At 62.6% G+C, this 19674-nt stretch carries 15 protein-coding genes and 1 pseudogene; 13 read left to right on the top strand and 3 right to left on the bottom strand.

Annotated elements, in window-relative coordinates:
• Positions 1-234: 234 nt before the first annotated feature.
• Positions 235-1356, bottom strand: a complete 1122-nt coding sequence (locus tag A7D16_RS17240; RefSeq protein WP_239687032.1) for an SDR family oxidoreductase — start codon at positions 1354-1356, stop codon at positions 235-237.
• On the opposite strand from A7D16_RS17240, the gene A7D16_RS17235 reads away from it, so the two are divergent.
• The 6 genes from A7D16_RS17235 to A7D16_RS17210 all read left to right on the top strand — a co-directional run bounded on the left by A7D16_RS17235 (position 1337) and on the right by A7D16_RS17210 (position 5662).
• Complete coding sequence (locus tag A7D16_RS17235) at positions 1337-2314, top strand: GlxA family transcriptional regulator (RefSeq protein WP_064634505.1); 978 nt, start codon at positions 1337-1339, stop codon at positions 2312-2314. The two genes, A7D16_RS17240 and A7D16_RS17235, sit on opposite strands and share 20 nt — an antisense overlap.
• 127 nt (positions 2315-2441) lie before the next feature.
• On the top strand, positions 2442-3017 hold the full coding sequence (locus tag A7D16_RS17230; RefSeq protein ID WP_239687031.1) for a cysteine hydrolase family protein: 576 nt from the start codon (positions 2442-2444) through the stop codon (positions 3015-3017).
• A gap of 169 nt (positions 3018-3186) precedes the next feature.
• Positions 3187-3645, top strand: a complete 459-nt coding sequence (locus A7D16_RS21870; RefSeq protein WP_161945038.1) for a DUF2946 family protein — start codon at positions 3187-3189, stop codon at positions 3643-3645.
• 535 nt (positions 3646-4180) lie between these two features.
• A complete protein-coding gene (locus tag A7D16_RS17220) occupies positions 4181-4651 on the top strand; it encodes an SCO family protein (RefSeq protein WP_233549034.1) in 471 nt (156 codons plus the stop codon).
• 89 nt (positions 4652-4740) lie between these two features.
• Positions 4741-5286 (top strand): copper chaperone PCu(A)C, encoded by a 546-nt coding sequence (locus A7D16_RS17215; protein ID WP_064634497.1) that lies wholly within the window; start codon positions 4741-4743, stop codon positions 5284-5286.
• A gap of 37 nt (positions 5287-5323) precedes the next feature.
• Positions 5324-5662: a winged helix-turn-helix transcriptional regulator gene (locus tag A7D16_RS17210; RefSeq protein ID WP_239687030.1), complete on the top strand. Its 339-nt coding sequence runs from the start codon at positions 5324-5326 to the stop codon at positions 5660-5662.
• A gap of 381 nt (positions 5663-6043) precedes the next feature.
• Here A7D16_RS17210 and A7D16_RS17205 read toward each other — a convergent pair whose 3' ends face one another.
• Together A7D16_RS17205 and A7D16_RS17200 are read right to left on the bottom strand one after the other, a co-directional pair.
• The gene (locus A7D16_RS17205; protein WP_239687029.1) at positions 6044-7318 is read right to left on the bottom strand and encodes an aminotransferase class V-fold PLP-dependent enzyme; all 1275 of its coding nucleotides are present in this window, start codon (positions 7316-7318) and stop codon (positions 6044-6046) included.
• Positions 7319-7512: 194 nt separating this feature from the next.
• Positions 7513-10095 carry a TonB-dependent receptor plug domain-containing protein gene (locus A7D16_RS17200; RefSeq protein WP_064634496.1) on the bottom strand — a complete coding sequence of 861 codons (2583 nt, stop codon included), beginning with the start codon at positions 10093-10095 and terminating at the stop codon, positions 7513-7515.
• A 551-nt stretch (positions 10096-10646) separates the two neighbouring features.
• Between A7D16_RS17200 and A7D16_RS17195 the strand changes: the two genes are divergently transcribed.
• The 7 genes and pseudogenes from A7D16_RS17195 to A7D16_RS21865 form a co-directional block, all read left to right on the top strand.
• Positions 10647-11087, top strand: a complete 441-nt coding sequence (locus A7D16_RS17195) for a hypothetical protein (protein ID WP_064634500.1) — start codon at positions 10647-10649, stop codon at positions 11085-11087.
• 254 nt (positions 11088-11341) lie between these two features.
• A complete protein-coding gene (locus A7D16_RS17190) occupies positions 11342-13561 on the top strand; it encodes a TonB-dependent receptor (protein WP_064634495.1) in 2220 nt (739 codons plus the stop codon).
• A gap of 1 nt (position 13562) precedes the next feature.
• On the top strand, positions 13563-15002 hold the full coding sequence (locus tag A7D16_RS17185) for a PepSY-associated TM helix domain-containing protein (RefSeq protein ID WP_082925839.1): 1440 nt from the start codon (positions 13563-13565) through the stop codon (positions 15000-15002).
• 77 nt (positions 15003-15079) lie between these two features.
• Complete coding sequence (locus tag A7D16_RS17180) at positions 15080-15787, top strand: superoxide dismutase (protein WP_064634493.1); 708 nt, start codon at positions 15080-15082, stop codon at positions 15785-15787.
• Between the two features lie 156 nt (positions 15788-15943).
• Positions 15944-18082, top strand: a complete 2139-nt coding sequence (locus A7D16_RS17175; RefSeq protein ID WP_064634492.1) for a TonB-dependent siderophore receptor — start codon at positions 15944-15946, stop codon at positions 18080-18082.
• A complete protein-coding gene (locus tag A7D16_RS17170) occupies positions 18082-19005 on the top strand; it encodes an alpha/beta hydrolase (RefSeq protein ID WP_239687027.1) in 924 nt (307 codons plus the stop codon). The genes A7D16_RS17175 and A7D16_RS17170 overlap by 1 nt, the downstream gene beginning before the upstream one ends.
• A 61-nt stretch (positions 19006-19066) precedes the next feature.
• Positions 19067-19674 (top strand): annotated as a pseudogene (locus A7D16_RS21865) (transposase); the annotation flags it as partial.

The raw sequence follows: 19674 nt of genomic DNA, 5'->3' as shown, positions 1-19674 counted from the left end.
ACGTCAGCCGGCCTCCATGCACTAGCGCTTCAACCGCGCGCAGCAAGCTGCGTTGGCGTAATGCATGCATCCCGGAGAGTGAGTTAGACAAGCATTTCTGCAATACTTCGCTGGCGCGCATGGTCGGCACTCTTCTTTGGCTTAGTCACCTTGAAGCGTGCCCCATGCGCGCACTTTCTTCCACACCCTGGCACACCAAGTGCTTGATCTTGCAGGAAGAAATGTGGTGATACCTCAGAACCGGTGGGCCTTGCGGCCCCCGCGCACCGCCCGCCATAAAGCTGGCCGGCATGCACCCGCGACGATGCGGGCGATAAAAAAAGCGCCGTGCATCGATCGATTGGCGCTGGTGCGCCTTTTGGTTCGGAACGCCAATGCCGGTCGCCGAAAGATGTCGAAATCTCTACCGACTGATGGCCCTGCTACCGGGGGTGGGTCAGCTGTGTCGATGGTGTTGGCGGACGTTTGCCACAACGCTTGGTAGAAACCAGCCACCGCCGTTGTCGCGGGGCCGAGCAGCGGCTCCAGTTGCTTGCCGAAATCCGCTGGCAATACGCTCTGGAAGCAGACATCGCGCTTGAGATGATGGGCCAGTGCGGCAGCGAGGTCTGCGCCGAGCAGGCCAGGTAATTGGCCGACGCCGACCACGCCGGTCACGCCAGGCCGGTCGAACAGCTGCGCGGCGACATCGGCGACGTCCAGATGCGAGCTCCAGGCCACCGGGAACTCTTCGCGGATCGGGTAACCAAGGACGCCGTCGCCATACACACCGCCAATGACCATGGGCAGCAGCAGGTTTTCCAGATACAGGCGCGGTGCGATGACAACGCTCGACCCGCCGCTGCGTTGCACGCCGTCGATCAGGATGGCGATGGCCGAGTTGGGTGCTGCCTGCAGCGCGCTGCCCGGTGTATCGACGATGCTGCCGCTGGTGGAAATCAAAACGCGCGCCGGCTTTGCGGTGTCGATGGCCTGGACGATGTTGTTTGCGTAGGCAACGCGCACGTCCTCGGGTGCTTGAGGCAGGTGGACGAACACGCCATGCGCGCCGCGATAGGCATCGGTCAGCGATCGGACGGAACGATGATCGACCTGTACCGACGGCCCGGCGACCGCATCGGTGTTGCGTACTGCGGCCACGGCATGCTTGCCGGCCTGCGACAGCACATTGAGTAGCGGCGCGCCTTGTGCGCCGGTGGCACCATGGATGATGTAGGTCACTGGCATACTCCTGTGATGTGGGGAAGCTGTGGAGCCGGAGCATCGGCGGCGTGCTTCGGTTACTTCAACTGCACTAATGGCGCGTTGCTGAATGCAAGTCGGCATGGAGAACGAGATGACATCCAGGCAAAGCATCGAGGTCGGCGTGGTGCTGTATGCGGGTGCGCAGCAGGCGGCCGTGCTTGGCCTGACCGACCTGTTTGCGGTGGCCAACCGGTTCTCGGGCGCGAACGGGGCGGGCGCGACGATCCGGGCTACGCATTGGCAGCAGCCGGCGCCCGCCGCAGCACCGTTGCGTGTGTTCGGGAACGACATGCACGCCGACACGCGCCTGGGCGCGTTGATCCTGCCGCCAAGCCTGGGCACTGCGCCGGATGCGGCGCGCAACGCCTGCCTGATCGACTGGCTGCGCGCGCAACATGCCCAGGGCGCTGTGTTGTGCTCGGTGTGCGCGGGTGCGTTTCTGTTGGCCGGCACCGGCGTGCTGGACGGACGCCGCATGACCACGCATTGGCTGCATGCGGAAGCATTGCAGCAGCGCTTTCCGGCGGTCCAGGTGGACCCCGACGAACTGCTCATCGACCAGGGCGATGTCATTACCGCCGGTGGCGTGATGTCGTGGACGGATCTTGGGCTGCGGCTGGTGGATCGCCTGTTGGGGCCGGCAGTCATGCTGGAAACCGCGCGGGTGCTGCTGGTCGACCCGCCGGGCCGACAGCAGCGCTACTACAGCGTGTTTTCGCCGCGCCTGACGCATGGTGACGCGGCGATCCTGCGGGTGCAGCACTGGCTGCAGGAGACCGGTGCGCGAGATGTGGCGTTGACCAGCCTGGCCGCACAGGCCGGGCTGGAGGCGCGCACCTTTCTGCGCCGGTTCCAGAAGGCAACCGGCATGACCAGCACGGACTATGGCCAGCGGCTGCGGATCGGCCGGGCGCGTACGCTGCTGGAAGCGCATGCAATGACCATCGACGCGATTGCGTGGGAAGTCGGCTATCAGGACGCGGCGGCGTTTCGCAAGGTGTTCAAGCGCATTCTCGGGCTATCGCCCAGCGACTATCGGCGGCGGTTTGCAGGTGCGCTCGGTGGCTGACTGCCTTGAGCCGTTGACCACCTTTTGTGGCCGGGTACGCCCGCCGGATACACGCGGCAGCGATGAGATGTCGCTCTCGGCCCGGTGATGTCGGTGGCGCCACTCGTCGCGATGAGCGCGCCGGCGCATGCTTTCCGATGACATCCCACGCGAGAACATCATGACCAAGGCCGTCATCGTCATCGACCTGCAGAACGATTATTTTCCTGGCGGGAAACTGCCACTGACCGGCATCGAACCAGCCGCAGAAAACGCGCTGGCGGTGATTGCCGATGCGCGCCGCACAAGTGTTCCGGTGTTTCATGTGCGTCATGAGGCGGGTGCGGATGCGCCGTTTTTTGTCGCCGGCTCGCACGGCGCGCAGATCCGCGATGCGCTCATGCCGCAGGACGGCGAGGTGGTCATCGTCAAGCAGCATGTCAACGCCTTCCGTGACACATCGCTTCAGCAGCAGCTGCAGCAGCGCGGCGTAACGCAGGTGACGATCGTCGGTGCGATGAGCCACATGTGTGTGGATGCCTGCGTGCGCGCTGCCGCGGACATGGGCTATACGGTGACGGTGCTGCACGATGCCTGCGCCACGATGGATCTGCAGTTCGCTGGCACCAGCGTGCCTGCGGCGCACGTGCATGCGGCGATGATGGCAGCGTTTCAGTTCGGCTATGCGGCGGTGCTCTCCACGCAGGAGTATCTGCAGGGTTGATGAAAGCGCGGCGCGCGCGTTGCGATGTGTTCGGCGCGAGCGCGCTGCGCCGGTGGTGCCTGGACCGGACGCGGCGCGCAGTGCATGCAACGCGCGCGCCGCGAACCCGGGCGTCGGGCTGCGACGAAGGGTCGCAGGTGGCCTGCGGTTTTTTCAGTACAATTTGTCGGTGCGCTTTCTTCCCTCGCCCGTGTTCAGCCTGATGCAGCGCCTGGCCTGTTTGGCGGCGCTGCTGTTGCTATGCGCGCCCTTGGTGAGCCGCACGCTCGCAGACACATCGCGCTTCCTGGACGCGCCTGTTTGCCACAGCCAGCCCTGGCAGGTTGGCGACGCGCCAGAGACCGATGGCGGTAATATTTACGCCATGCAGCGGTTGGCAGGTGCGCAGGCTGGCGCAGCTCACCAGGAACTGAGTGCCGAACACAGGCTGCACAACGCCGGTGGCGGCAATGCAGTGGCCTGCGAGTACTGTCTGCTCGCCACGCGGCTGCTGCCGTCGTTGCTGATGGCGTGCCTGCTGTTTGCACCGGTTCGCGACCGGCTCGCGGCCGCGCGTCGTGCCGCTGCTGGTCCTGTGGCTGCGCGCTGGTGGGCGCATGCACCACGTGGGCCGCCACCGGTTGCCTGAAACGTCGGTTGTTGCGCTGCACCCACGAACGGGTGTGCTTCTGGATGTTTTGGAGCAGCTAGATGACGTATTTTGTTTTGCCGCCCCACGCGGCAGCGACCCCGTGCCTTGCGCTTGTGACACTGTTGCCAACGCTGGCGCTGTTCACCCCTGTGCAGATGCACAGGCTGACTGCAGACGAATCGCAACTCCCGCCTCGAACGGCACCGGCCAATGCCGCATCGCATCCGCAACGATGCGACCGGGCGGTGGGCGAACAGCTGCACGGTCATCGATGCGAGGCGCGGCATTGATGCGCGCGGCAAGCTTGGCGATTACCGCGTGTTTGGTACGACATGGCGTAGGCCAGAGCGGCAGAGAGCAGGTCGCTCGCAGTGGATGGAAGGAAATCACGATGCGAACGATGCGATGTAGATGGAAGCGACGACTGCCGCAGCTGATGCTGATGTGCCTGCTCGGCATGTTGGCCGGGTGCGGGCAAGGGGGTGGCGGGTTCGCTCCCAATGGCGCGGACCTCAGCCCGATGGCGCGCGGCATGGACTTTTATCTCTACGACACCGAGGGCGCGCCTCGGCCGTTACGCAGTTTCCGTGGCAAGGCGCTGGTGCTGTTCTTCGGCTTTACCCATTGCCCGGACGTGTGCCCGACCACGCTGGCACGTGCGGCGCAGGTCAAGCGCAAGCTGGGTGCGGATGCCGCGCAGGTGCAGTTCGCGTTCGCCACGCTGGACCCGCAACGCGATAAGCCGAATGTGCTCAGGACCTACGTGAAAGCATTCGATCCGGACTTCATCGGCTTGACCGGTAGCGAGGGCGATATCCGGGTGGCGGCGGGCAATCTGAAAGTGAGCTACGCGAAGGTACCGATGGGGCCGACCTATACCATCGACCACTCTACGCGCAGTTTTCTCTTCGATCGCGAAGGACAGCTGCGCGTGGGCCTTGCGCACGAACAAAGCGTGGACTCGGTTGTGCACGATATCCGGCAAGTCCTCGCACTCAAGTAACGGCGATCTGCCGGCTTCCCGAACATTAACGTCGATGACGATAAGCCAGACGCTGCGGCGCACGCATCGCTCGACCCAAGGAGAAAAACATGAAACTGCATGTGCTGATGATGGCTACGTTGTCTGCCTTGACGCTGGTGGCGTGCGAGCGCGCGCCCGCGCCCGAATCCAGCCCGGCGCCTGCCGCCGTAACGCCCACTGCGACCGCAGCGCCCGCTGCAGCAGCTGCGGTGGTGGCGAGCGATGCGTGGTCGCGCGCAACGCCGCCGGGTGCGCCGGTGGCGGGCGGCTACCTCACGTTGCGTAATCAGTCGGCAACGCCCGATCGCCTGGTGGCGGTAGAGTCGCCGGCCAGTGCGCACGTAGAGATCCACGAAATGCGCATGGAGGCGGGCGTGATGAAGATGCGCCATCTGGAGCAGGGGTTGGTCTTGCCGCCGGGCGAGCCGGTGGTGCTCGGCCCGGGCGGCATGCATTTGATGTTCATTGCGCCGCACGCGCCCTTCGAAGAGGGCAAGCCTGTCGTGGCCACGCTGGTGTTTGAGCATGCGCCGCGCGTAGAGGTGCACTTTGCGGTTCGTCCGATGGGCGTGTCTGCACCTGATGCGGATTCACATGCGCAGCATATGCACTAGTCGGCGCCCGTGAGATCGCGTACGCCGGCACTACGGCGTGCAACGCGGCTTTAGCGCCGTTCAATCGCAGAATCGGATAGCCAATGGAAACATCGAACGCTTCGTGCTGTGTGGTGGCCCGTTTTTTCAACTGTTGGAGGGACCACGAGCATCGCTGATTGTGCGCGAACTGCTTGCGGGCCCGCGCCGCTTCACTGAACTCAGGCAGGCAGTGCAGGGCATCAGCGCGCAGACGTTGACCAGTCGCCTGAGGCAGTTCGGAGCCTCCGGGCTGGTTGTGCGGACCGCCTATGCGCAGACGCCGCCCCGTGTAGTGTATACGCTTACGCGGCTGGGCGAGGGGCGGCGCGGTGTGTTCGAGGCGCTGTGCGAATAGGGCGAGTCGTTGCCGGCAGACAGCGTTGCGGTTGCGCCGCCCAGGACGGCGTTGCGATGACCATGCGGGAGATTGCAGCGGGCTGCCCGCTTGCCAAATCCTGAGTGGAACTGGAGCAAGCGCTATGGCACCAGTCTGTACTGGGAATACGGTGCCATAGCCTTTTCTACGGGTGATGCGGCAAACGCTGACAACGTAAAGCGGAATGTGGCGGGAGACGATGACCGCGCATGCGCACACGCAGCCTGTGGCAAAAAAGCGCTGACGGGCATGTGCGGGAGCTGTGAAATGCCTTTATCCAGCCCGGCCGGTGTGAACGATTCCACAGTCAATCCCGACATCGTTTAGATGTCGTAATTGACTGTATGCGCAATCCGGTAATTAGGCACGCGCAGCAATCATCGTTACAGCATCGGCTAGTGCCAACAGATGATTAGCGGGTGTAAAAATCTGCGGAGTTACACGAATACACGAACCGCTGGCTAGGTCACTCCGCACAACAGTGAAAATGCCGAATTCATTCTGCAAGGACGCCTGCAGCGCGCTAACCGCTGCTTTCGAGCTCTGTCCTTTCAGGCGAAATCCGCCCATGCCCGATGCGTTGCTGGCGTCTGCAGCACCAAGGATTTCCACTGCATCTGATGCACCCAGGCGCGATACCCAGACATTGCGCAGATACTTCAAGCGCGCTTGCTTGTTGGCGCCTCCCACTGCCTGATGAAAGGCCAGTGCATCGGGAACGGTCATGAAGGCCGCAAAGTCCGATGTCGCCAAGTGCACGCGGTTTGCAACATCCGCATCGCCTTCCTCTTCTCCAGGAAATGGCTTCACTGCACCAAGTGTGCCTTGCCGCATGTAGAGCGCGCCAACGCCGACCGGCGATCCAATCCATTTATGCATGTTGAAGACCGCCCAATCGACATCGAGCGTGTCGAGCGTAAAGTCCAGCAGCCCCCAGGATTGGGCGCAATCGCAAATGACGTCGATCCCGCGTTGCCTGGCCATGGCGGCGATCTGCCGGATCGGCAGGACGAGACCGTGCTGATTGCTGACGTGGGTCAGAAGGACCAGCCTGAGCCGTGGGTGCGCATCGAACGCCTGCGCATACGCCTGGAGATAATCTTCGTCGCTACCGGTGCTTGGCAGGTCGAGCTTGTGACCGCCGACGCGGCGTGATTTGCTCAACCACGCCATCATGCGTTTGAACTCCGGGTAGTCGGCGTCCGCCCAAAGAATGCTGTCGCCTGGTGTCAGCCTGTCGTACTGCGTGATCAGGTTGATGAAGGATTCGGTCGCATTGCGCGTGAGCATGACTTCGTGGACGTTGACGCCGAGCGCATCCGCAACCAGCCTGCGTGAATTCAGAAAGTCTGCATCGTACGCACGACGGGCGTACCAGGAGAGTTCCTTGTTGACTCTATGCGTATGCCGAGCAAGAGCTGCCTCCACCTGCATCGACATCTTGCCCCAGTAGCCGTGCTCAAGGTTGATGATGTCGTCCTGCTCTGCATACAGTGCTCGAATCTTGCTCCAGTACGTTTCATCAGCGGCGATCTCATCCGGCGGTTTCGGTGACCGGGGGATGCCGAAGGGAATGCCGGTAGCTCCCGTTTCGGAGAGCACCGATGAAACGGCGAGCGAAGCGGAAAATTTCAAGAAATCTCTGCGTTCTCGCATGTGACCCTCTATCGCCAAATGTTGATCAAATCACTATAGCGTCGTGTCAGCTGCTGCTGACGCCCCGCAGCTGCCATGCTTGTGGCACGTCTTGTGACCCCGTGCTCCATCGACGCAGACGTCCTGTGTGATGCCAGGTGATTGCCTCGACTTGCCATCACCAAGCAGCTCAATCAAAACGTCAGGGCGGCGCGCATGAACACTGTGCGTCCGCTGAAGCCGAAGGGTGATGTTGCATTGTAAGGATGCATTCCTGCGTTATCCGAACCGTTGCTGCCCGCCGCGACGCTTGCCACCGTGGAGGCAATATTTTCGTCAGGATAGATATCGAACAGATTCTGTGCGCCGAGGCTGACACGCAGTGCGGGCGTTACCTGTGCCGACAGCTCAAGGTCGGTGATGATCTTCGGAGAAAACGTTTGAATCACATCGTAGGTGCTCGCAGAGGCGGCGACCAGGCGGGTGTCGTAGCCAGGTGTCAGCGCGGCCACCTGTGCTGCGTTCCTGGCCGTCATCGCAACCGTGGAAACCTTGCCGTAGCGCGTATTGGTCATGTTGGCCGTGAAGCGCCCATGTGTGTAGTTCAGATTGAACATCAGCTTGTCCCGCGGCAGGCTGTCGGAGTAGCGCAGCTGCTGGGTCAAGTCGAACAGTGGCGTCGTAATGCCTAACGCAGCGATCGGTGCGGGGGTCCCGGCAATCTGATCGAATTCGGTCTTGTTGTAGTTGCCAGCGAACGTGCCGGTCAGAACAGAGCCCTCTTCGAAGATGCGTCGGTAGTTGACCACCAGGTCCAGACCGCGGGTGGTCGTATCGACCGCATTGGTCAGGAATGAGATCGCAGCAAAGCCGGATTGGCCATTGGCGGCTAGATAGTTGGTGATGCGGGCATCCTGAAACGTCGAGGAAATCGCGATGCGATCGCGTAGCTCGATTTGGTAGGCGTCCAACGATGCGGACCAGTTGCCGTCGTGAAAGACCATGCCCAACGACACGTTGTGGGAGGTCTCCGGCTTCAGGTCGGAGGCGCCGGCCAGGCGCGCGGCTGGCGTATCCACTGCGGCCACCCGCACGATCGCCTGCGAGCCATTGAGTATCAGCGTATTGGAGGCGTTGTAGCCGGATTGCGCCAATGCCGGTGCCCGAAAACCGGTGTTGTATGACCCACGCAGCGCCATTAGCGCATTGAGTTCCAGGCGGGCGGCCACCTTGAAATTGGTGGTTTCGCCGAAGTCGGAATAGTGTTCGTGGCGCGCGGCAGCGTTCAACAGCAGGCGATCGTTCGGCGAATGTTCCGCCTCGGCGTAGACAGCCTGGCTGCGTCGGTCAAGGTCCGCAGTGTCGTCCGGCCCGTTGCTGGGACCGGGCTGCGCCCCAGGGATCGACGGGCGACCGATATTCGGGCCGTCCAGGATCGGGACGCCACCGTTGATGTAGCCTTCCTCGGCGCCGCTGAACAGACGGTACCTCTCGTAGCGGTATTCCGCACCCAGCGCCAGACGCAATGGATTTGCATGCCCCAGGGCGATCTCACGATTCAGATCCAGATTCGTGGTCCATTGATCGAACTCGGCGCCGTTGCGGTAAAAGCGCGTCGGCGACTGGGTGCCTAGCGATACATTGATGCTGTTGTCATAGGTCAGATCCTGCGTGTTGTTGCCGTAAACCGTCGAAAGATCCCAGCCGAATCCGGCCAGGTCATGCCCGCGTAGCCCTGCAGCGATCGAAGTGTTGTCGATGGCGGTATCCAGCGTCGGACTGTAGCCATCGGGATAGACCGCACGAACGGTCTCGTCCTGTCCTGCGCGCCTGAAGAAGAAGGTAATGTCGCCATCCAGTCGGTTGTGGCCGCCGAACGAATACAGCTCCACCGCATCGGACACCGGCATCACCAGGTTGTAGAACAGCTGACGATTGGTGCTGGGCTGTGTGCCCAGGAACGCGGCGCCATCGCGGTCGAAGCGTGCCTCGCGCGGGTCGAGCGTTCCATTGGAGCGCGTCAGGCCGATGCCGGACCCGAAGTTGCCGGATGGCGTCACCAACGCGCCAGTGGCAGTTGTGCCGAAGTACTGTTGACGAGTGTCCGGGCGCGATCGATCGGCGGCACCAATGTCCTGGATTGCCGCTGTCACGCGCAGCACGCCTTCGGTGCCGATCCGAAACCCGGTACCGGCAGCTACCTCATAGGTGTCGCCATCGCCTTGCGCAGTGGTCTGGTAGGTCGTGTGCGCCGTGTTCTGCAGCGAACGGTCCAGGCTCAGGTTGATGACCCCGGAAATCGCATCCGAGCCGTATTGGGCCGCCGCGCCATCGCGCAGCACTTCGACGCGAGACAGCGCCAGCGAAGGAATGGCATTGAAGTCGATCGAGATGTCGCCGCGGCCGATGCCGTTGCTCGCGTTGAGATCGGCCGAGGTATGGCGGCGCTTGCCATTGATCAGCACCAGCACTTCGCCCGGCCCCAGGCCACGTAGCGAAGGCGGCATCAGGTAATCGCCAGCCCCCGATGCGATGGGACGCGGGATGTTGAAACTCGGCACTTCACTCTTGAGCATCTGCAGCAGGTCCACTCTCCCGCTGCGCTCAAGTTCTTCACGGGAAACCAAATCCACCGGTGTCGGAGACTCGAGCATTGTGCGACCGCGGAAGCGGCTCCCGACAACGATTGCCTCAAAGTTCTTGTCTATCGACGCTGCTGATCCAGACGACACCTCTTGAGAAAACGCTGGAGTAGAAACAAGCAGTGCCGTGGACATCACACCAATTGCGACTGACGATTGAGAACGCAACGCAGCACCTTTCATTGTATTAATTAAAACGTTATATCATAACTTTTGTAAGTCAGATCCATTCCTCGCCCACCAGGCCTGAGGAGCACAGCCAAATTGCGAGGTTGTACGGCCGCTTGTTCTCAGACGCATATTGCAGTCGTTATCACCGTCGACGGCGGAATCCCAGTAGCCTGACCACGGACATCCATCATCCAGCCGGAGGCCTCCGTGGTCGTAGCCTCGCTCGGATAAGGCGGTCGTAGACAGCCAGCATGGCTTCCAGCTCTGCACACGTAATCGCCGTCTTCCTATGGGCCCGTTTTTGCGCTGTTCGACGGCCGCCTGTCACGGGTAAGAACGCGTCTTCTGGATTTGCTACTGCATCAAAGTTCGTCCGCAGGGCAGGGCATGCGACAGACGGTCGCACAGCGACCATGTCGAGGTATCGCGCCCCGACACTCTCTGCATGCCTTAGACTCGTTGCTATGCATGCGCCTGTCTTCTACCGCTGGTTCAACACCTGGGCATGGCTCGCCATGCTCCTGATAGTGGTGGCACCGCTGGTTAGCCGAACGATTGCGCACCCGACGCCGGATTCAATGCATGCACTCGATGCTCATGCAGCGCACCAACCGAAAGCTCAGTCTTCCACGCTCCAGCTTGCCAGTGCGCATCACATGCACCATGACATGGGGCAGGGCAGGGACCACGCAATGGCAGTGACGCCGGATCCATCAGACAGGGGCGCTACCACGCCGTTGAAGCCCTCCGCCCCCCACGCCGAGCATGAGATGGGCGTGGACTGCGAATACTGTCTGATGGCCGCGCGGATGATCGGCCTGCTGGTGGCCTTGCTCCTTTTGCTGACGACTTGGCCTGCGGTATTGCGCGCCCTGCTCGGCCTCGTCGATACACGGCGTGTTCCTGCCTTAGGAACGCTTGGCGCTCGCGGTCCGCCGACCGCTCTGATCTGCTGATCCAGCTGACCTGAGGCGCAGTGCGCCTATCCGTCAATGCACGTCTGTCTTGCCTCCCGATCACCGTGAGGCTAGCGCGCGTGCAAGCGCTGCCCTGCACCTCTGACGCCCGGCGCACTGCCGGCTCTTTTGCTTGTCTCGACCCTGCGTGGTCGCGGCAGTTCGATGCTGTGCCCGATTGAGCGTCCTTTGTCCGATCGCGCTTGCTCACCCCATGACAGCGCCTCACAGCATCCCGTATCGAAGGTTCATCAATGACGATCTCCCAGTTCGCATCCGGCACGTTGCCTCGGCACGGTGTGCTGCTGTTGTCCATCAGCGGATTTTGCGTACCCGCAACGTATGCCCAGACCAGTAACCAGCAGCCACCTGCCGAGGCCACGACGCTGGATACATTGAATGTGCAAGGACAGCGCCAGCGCCGGCTGGATGCACCTGCGGTGGTCGGCAGCCGCTTGGGCCTGTCGCAGCGCGAGACGCCAGCCTCGCTGCAAGTCATCGATCAGAACGACATCGCCACGCGGGGCGCACGCACGACCAGCGAGGTGTTCGACATGGTCGCCGGCGCCATGGTCGGCAATGTGCCGGGCAACCCGGCCGTGGTCACCATGCGTGGGTTCAGCGGCAACACGGTTTCTGTCCTGCACGACGGCGTGCGTCTGGGCGCTTCGACAATCGTCACGCGCAACCTGGATACCTTCGGTCTGGAGCGGGTCGAGGTGCTGCGTGGCCCGGCATCCGTGCTGTATGGCGAAGGCGCCCTGGGCGGGGCCATCAACCTGGTGAGTCGCAAGCCGCAACTGGGAGCGCCCTCCATGGAAGGCATGCTGGGCGTCGGCAGTTTCAACACCTGGCGTGCCGGCTTCGACGTCAACAAGCCACTGTCGGAAACGGTCGCCGTTCGCGGTTTCGTCAGCCGCTTGCGCTCAGACAGCCTGGATGACATCGACAACAACCAGACCGATCTGCTGACAGTCGGCGGCAGCCTGTTGTGGCGCCCCGGCACGGGGGTGTCGATGCTGTTTTCCTTCGAGCATGCCGAGGACGACAGCACGGGCACCTATCAGGGCTCGCCCATGGTGCCAGCAGATGTCGCCAGATCGCCGAGCCACGTCGTTAGAAGCACGAATGGATTTGTCGTGGACAAGGCCACACGCCACCTCAACTACAACCCGTTGGGCGCGACAACCGGGGCCAACAGCGACTTGCTGCGCTGGCGTGTGGAGCTTCCGCTCGGCAAGAACTGGACGCTGCAAAACGACCTGAGCTGGTATCAGGCGGATCGGGACTTCTTCTATTCCGACAACTGGATCTACAACCGTGCGAGCGGGCGATTCTCCCGCACCGCCGAGCGGATCCAGCACGATCAGCGGGTCTGGAATGAGCGGCTTGCGCTGGCGTTCGACGGCCAGGTCCGCGGGCATCGCAACCGGTTCACTGCCGGGCTGGAGCACAACGACACCGATTTCCACAATCCGCGACAGACCGGTGTGACCACGCCGGTTTCGCCGATCAATCCGGCGCTCGGCGTCTTCCCGGACGGATCGGCGGCCAACTTCCCTGGGCCAGGCAACAACGTGATCTTCGACTCTCGCCTGCGCACTTCCGCGGCGTTCGCAGAGAACGCGCTCAACCTGACAGACCGCTGGATCCTGCTCACGGGTGCGCGCATCGAGAAGATCACGCTATCGCGCGACATCCGTGATCTGAACACCGGTAGTTCGGAGTCGTTTCGTCCCGACTACAGCCCCTTCTCCTGGCGCATTGGCACGGTCTTCGACCTGACGCCGGACGTGCAGGTCTACGGGCAATACGCCACTGCGGTGAGTCCCGTTTCCACCTTGCTGACCATGCGACCGGCCGCCGGCGTATTCGACCTCAGCAAGGGGAAATCGCTCGAAGCCGGAGTGAAGGCCAGTGCGTGGGACAAGCGCGTGGAGCTGACCGCAGCCGCTTACAGGATCGAGCGCGACAATATCCTTACCCGCGATCCAACCAACCCCAGCATCAGCGTCCAGGGCGGCGAGCAGTCCTCTCAAGGTGTGGAACTCTCTGTTCAAGCCCTGCTCACGCGAGGCCTTCGATTGGACCTGGCCGCCGCTTACGGCACCGCGCGCTACGACCGGCTGCTGGAGGCCGGTGGCGCCGACCGCAGCGGCAACCGGCCCATCAATGTTCCCAACGGCACCGCTTCGCTGGCCGCAAGCTACCGCTTCCTGGGCGTACCGCTTTCGATCGGGGCATCCGCTCGCAACGTCGGCGGCTTCTATACCGATAACGCCAACACGATCCATGTGCGCGGCTATGCGACTTTCGATGCGTGGGTGGGCTACGACTGGCAGCGGGTATCGGCGGTGCTGCGTGTGCGCAATCTGTCGGACGAACTCTACGGAACCTATTCCGGTTATCCGTCCACCCACATCTACCTTGGCGCGCCCCGCAGCGTCGAGCTGACCTTGCGCACGCGCTTCTGACATGGTCCGAAAGATCCCTTCCGGCGCTGCGGAGGTCCAGCTTGCCGAGGCTGGCAGGCGGAACCGGCACCGTCTCTTCTGGCGTTGGCATTTGTACGCCGGCCTGTTCGTCGCGCCGTTTTTGCTCATGCTGGCGGTCACCGGTGCGATCTACCTGTTCAACGATGAGTTGAACGATGCGATCTACCCGGAGCTGCGCTTCACCCCGGCACCCTGGAAAGAGCGAGCCTCGCTTGGGCACATGATCACTGCGGCGCAGGCACATGTTCCGGGAAGCACCGCAACACGGATCGATGTTCCCGTCGATCCCCAACGGTCCGCGCAGGTCTATCTGGACGTTGCCAACGCCCCCTCCCAGATCGCCTTCGTCAATCCAGGCAATGCTCAGGTGCAAGGGACGCTTGTGCCCTCGCGCACCCTGGTGGGGCTTGCGGACCGTCTCCATGGATCGCTGATGCTTGGCACGCCAGGCAGCTACCTGATCGAGCTGGCGGCCTGCTGGGCGGTGGTGCTCCTTCTGAGCGGGCTGTATCTGGGCTGGCCACGCGGGCAGGGAGATGCCTGGTGGCATGGTGTGGTCCCGAACGTGCGCGCCGAGGGACGGGCATTCTGGAAGTCGCTGCACGCAGCGACGGGGCTGTGGGTTTCGTTGCTGGTGCTCTTCCTGATCTTCACCGGCCTTCCCTGGGCATCGTTCTGGGGTGGCTGGGTGCGCAGCGGCGCCGAGGCGATCGGCGCCGGCTACCCACCGGTCTATCGACGTTATGTTGCGCCGACTGCGCCAACAGTCGGGACCAGGTTCAACGACGTGCCCTGGACGTTGCAGCACGCGCCGATGCCACCCGCCGAAGCAGCCTCGGACCCCGCGCACTCCCATCACGCTAACCACGCGACCTCTAGGCCGGGCACGACACGTTACTGGACCGAAGCAGGCCTGGAGCGCGCCATCGCCCATGTCCGCGCCGCAGGCACGACCGATCCGCTGCGGGTCTTCCTGCCCAGTACGCAAGGCGGTGCGCTGATGGTCTACACCTATCCGGACAGGCCCCAAGGGCAGGTGACTTACCACTTCGACGAGCGGGGCGAACTGCTCGTTCGTGCAGGCTTCGACGATTACGGCGTCGTTGCCCAGGCCATCGAAATGGGCGTGCAGCTGCACATGGGCAATTACTTCGGTCGTGCAAATCAAGTGGTCATGCTGTTCGCCTGCGTCGGCATCGTCGTGCTCTGCACATCCGGGCTGGTGATGTGGTGGCGTCGCAAGCCGGCGGGCCGCATCGGTGCGCCTGGATCAGATCGCAGCACGCCGCCTGGCTGGCTACTCGCCATGGCCATCGCCACGGCCATCGCGCTGCCGCTGCTGTTCGTGTCGCTTCTGGTCGTCTGGGCGTTCGATCGATGGATCCGACCACGATCACGGCTGTTCCGATGGCTGGACTGACGCGCCGCACGTATCCGCATCGCCCGCTCGTCGGGCATTTCCGGGAGCGTCGCTCCCACATTGTTGAGGAAGAAATCATGAAACGACTCGCCCTTACGTCCCTGTTCGCGACCGCATTGCTGGTCACTGTCGGCACGGCATTCGCGACAGAGCCCGCGCAGGCGCCGTTCTCGTTGCCCGCGCTGCCGTATGCCAACGACGCTCTCGAACCGGCGATCGATGCCGGCACGATGGAAATCCACCACGATCGGCATCACAAGGCCTACGTGGACAATCTCAATGCCAAGCTGAAGGATTATCCCGCCTTGGCCACCACCGCATTGGAAGATCTCCAGGCCAGCGTGTCGCGGTATGACGCTGCGGTGCGCAACAACGCGGGTGGTCACTACAACCACAGCCTGTTCTGGACGCTGATGGCGCCCGTGGGCAAAGGCGGCAGCCCGTCGCCTGCGCTGAAAGCCAAACTCGTGCAGACCTACGGTTCCCAGGAGGCATTCCAGACCAAGTTCGCCGAGGCGGCTACCAAGCTGTTCGGATCGGGCTGGGCCTGGCTGATCCTCAAGCCGGATGGATCGCTTGCCATCACCACCACGCCCAACCAGGACAACCCCTTGATGGATGTGGTCGCCGAGCGCGGCACTCCGCTGCTGGCGCTGGATGTCTGGGAGCACGCCTACTACCTGCATTACCAGAACAAGCGCGCCGACTACATCAAGGCATGGTGGCCGGTGGTCAACTGGAACCAGGTCAACACCCGCTATGACGCTGCCATGGGCAAGCGCTGAGCGCTCCAGGATTCTTGGTCGTGACGCTGCGCGGACCCGTTACGAAGCACGTCAGCGCGGTGGTCGCTCACCAATCGGGTGCAGCCTCACCGCGCCAGCCTGCTGGCTCACGACCTTCCTGTCGACTCCTATGCCATCTATAAATCGAGACCTGCCATGACCCGTACGACGATGTTGAACGCCGCGATCCTGGTGGCGATTGCATGCTCACTGCCTGCGGCGTATGCCGAGGATGCCGTCGCGCAAACGGAACAGGGCGACACCGAGGCCACACCAAGCTGGACGCTCAAGCCGGTCGAGGTCACTGCCAGACGTGGCCGCTATACGAGCTCCACGAACGCCGCTGCCACCCGCACCGACACGCCGCTGATCGAAGTGCCGCGATCTGTGCAGGTCATCACCAGCACCCTGCTGCAAGAGCAGGATCGACGCACATTGGGCGAGGCACTGGTCAATGTCTCCGGGGTCACGCCGACGCGTTCGGACGAGAACCTGTTCATCCCACCCATCGTTCGCGGCTTTCCGGCGGAGGTGTATCTGGACGGATTGCCGCTGTTTGCGGGCAACCAGCAAGCCTACGATCCCACCGGCATGGTGGGCATTTCCAGCATCAGCGTGCTGAAGGGGCCGAGTGCAACGCTGTATGGCGGCGGGCTTGGCACTCCCTTAGGGGGCATCATCAACATCGAAAGCGAGCGACCAGATCCCACGGCGTCACGTGGCTATATGGCCGTCCGCGCAGGCAGTTTTTCTACCTTCAATCCCTATGCCGACATCAATGTGCCGCTTTCCCCCACTATCGCCGCCAGGATCAGCGCCGAATACCAGAAGAACGACAGCTGGATCGATAAGGTCCATGGCGAGCGCTGGTCTATCCAGCCCAGCCTTCTGTTCCAGCTGAGCCCCGATACTGAGTTGCTGCTGCAAGGCCAATTCAATCGTCGCCGCTCACTGGAATATTCCGGCCTGCCTGCCGATGCGGCACTGGCCGGACGTCTGGATCGCGATGCCTTTCCGGGCTCCCCCAATGGCCAGCCGCTGACCAGCAACGACAGCCGGATGGCCACGGCATCCTTGCGCCATGCGTTCTCCGACCGCGTCACGTTGAACGTAACGGCCCGCTACTTCCGCGGCAAAGTCGATGAAAGTGGCAGCTTCGTGTTTCCCGGTCTTGCCGCAACGCAGACCACACCACCGGACTACGATGTCTTCCCGATCTCGATGGTCAACCGCACCAAGGAAGCGACACTCGATGCCAACCTGCAGGCCAAGCACGAAATGCTGGGCGGCACGCACACGCTGCTGGCTGGCGTTAACTACGACTGGACCAGCTTCTACAGCGGAATGGGGCTGTTCCTCAGCGATAGTCCCTCGGGCACCATCAACCTCGCCAATCCCCGCTACGATCTGAGCTATACGGCACAGCTTCCCGTCAACTCCTATACCGACGACCGCTTCACGACCTTCGCCGGCTACGTCCAGGATCAAGCGACCTACGGTCGCCTGCACCTCACCGGCGCGCTACGCCTGACCTCGCTCACGTTCGTGGAGAACAGCAATATCGGCGTTGCCAACGACAAGACCTATACCCATCTGTCTCCCCAGTTCGGCGCAACCTATGACGTGGTTCCAGGTGTTGCCTTGTTTGCAGGTTACTCCACTGCGTTTCGCGCGCCGTTCGGATTCATGGGGCTTGCGACACCCGAGCCGGAGACCTCCACCAATGTCGAAGGCGGCTTAAAGCTGTTTTCGCCAGGCAGCGGTTTGTCGGGCACCTTCGCATTGTTCCGGCAGACGCGTGAGGACGTCGCGGTGGCCGACCCGGGCAACGTGGGCTTTTCCGTCCAGAGTGGTCGCCAACGCGCACGTGGTGTGGAAGTGGATATGGTGTGGGAGCCAACTCCGGCGTTCTCGCTGTTGGCCAATTTCGCCCATACAGATGCCCAAGACAACGGTATTTCGCCTGGCGATCGCGTTGCGCGGGTGCCTGACAACAGCGGGCGGATCGCGGCTCGTTACCGATGGTTGAATGGGCCGGCAAAGGGGCTTTCCCTTGGGGCGGGTGCGACCGCGGTCAGCGCGCGGGAACTCACGTTGCCCAATACCATCGCCGTGCCCGGTTACGCCGTGTTCGATGCACAGGCGTCCTACGACCTGGGTCGCTTCACGCTGGGACTCTCATTGGTCAACTTGACGGGGCGCAAGGCCTGGGATCCGTATTCCTATATGGGTTATCCAGTCGTGGCGCCCAGTCAGCCGCGCTCGGCCTATGCCACTCTCACGATGGACCTGTGATGATGCGCTCTTCGACGCGCTGGCTCGCCGGGGCGGGCCTGATGCTGGCATCGGGATGGATTTCCACGGCGGCGGCCGCACAGACGCCGGCAAGTGGAGGAGTGATCATTCCGCTTTACGCCGCAGGCACCAACGAATCGCTGAGCGTGCCCGAGCTGCGCGACACGCTGGAGACGGGCGAGACGTTGATCTACGACGTCAGCGAGCCGACGCTGGAAATGTTCCGTCCCGCTCCTGACCGTGCAAACGGCACCGCGATGATCGTCGTGCCGGGAGGCGGGTTTGTCGCACTCGGTTACACGCACGGCGGCACGGAGGTGGCGCGGGCGTTGGTCGAACGTGGCATTACGGCCTTTGTGTTGAAGCACCGCACCATTCGCAGCGGGGATGGGCCGATGCGCATTCCTGAGGTCCACATGCAAGAGATGGAACTTGTCATGTCACGCGCCAAATCCGGGGAACCCGTTGAGATGCCTCCCTTCGCTGGTGAGCCGAAGGCGATCCAGGACGGTGAACAGGCCATGGCAATCGTTCGGCAACGTGCTCGCGAGTGGGGCATCGATCCCATGCGGATCGGTGTCGTCGGATTCTCAAGCGGTGCTTACCTCGCGGCCGATCTGGCTATCGGGCCTAATGCAACGCGCCCGGATTTTGTGGGCCTGATTTATGGCGGCCTACGCACCCCGGTGCCGTCGGATGCTCCTCCGGCGTTCGTTGCCGGTGCCGCCGACGATGATTATCAGCGCGACGATCCCATCTTGCTCTACACCGCTTGGCGCAAAGCAGGAGCATCTGCAGAGCTGCATGTGTATGAGCGAGGCGGACATGGTTTCGATCTGCGTCCCAATGGAACGACAAGCGATCACTGGTTCGGCCAATTCATGGAGTGGCTGGAGATGCGTGGGTTGCTAGGTCGGACTTGATACGCCCAGGGTTTCCTAGACATCTCAAGGCCATGGAAAATGGCTAATTCGGAGGTGTCCCATGAGCAGCAAGCGGTATACGGATGAGTTCAAGATCGAGGCGGTCGGCAAGTGACCGATCGCGGGTTCAAGGTGGCAGCAGTCGCCGAGCGGCTGGGTGTAACGACGCACAGCCTGTACGCCTGGCTGCGCAAGTTCGGCAAGCCCGGCGTCGTGCAGCGCGCCGAGGTGGATCACAGTGCCGAGGTTCGGCGCCTGAAGGCCGAGTTGCGCCGCATCACCGAGGAGCGCGACATCCCAAAAAAGGCCGCAGCGTACTTTGCCAGGGGGTAAAGGCAAAGTACGCCTTCATGCACGCCCATCGCGGGGAATTCAGGCTGTGCGCGATGTGCCGCGTGTTGCGGGTAAATCGTGCGGGGTATTACGCCTGGCGAAAGACGCCCACCAGTGAGCGCGCCAAGGAAGACGAACGCCTGCTGGGGCTGATCAAGCACCACTGGCTGGCCAGCGGCAGTGTCTATGGGCATCGCAAGGTCAGCACAGAGCTACGCGATCTGGGTGAGCGTTGCAGTCGCCATCGCGTGCATCGGTTGATGCGCGCGGAAGGGTTGCGTGCGCAGGTGGGCTATGGTCGCAAACCCCGCTTCCATGGCGGGACCGCGTGTGCCG

The sequence above is a fragment of the Xanthomonas nasturtii genome (assembly GCF_001660815.1).
In the GTDB taxonomy this organism is placed as follows: Bacteria; Pseudomonadota; Gammaproteobacteria; order Xanthomonadales; family Xanthomonadaceae; genus Xanthomonas; species Xanthomonas nasturtii.
This window is presented reverse-complemented; position numbering and strand designations above follow the sequence as displayed.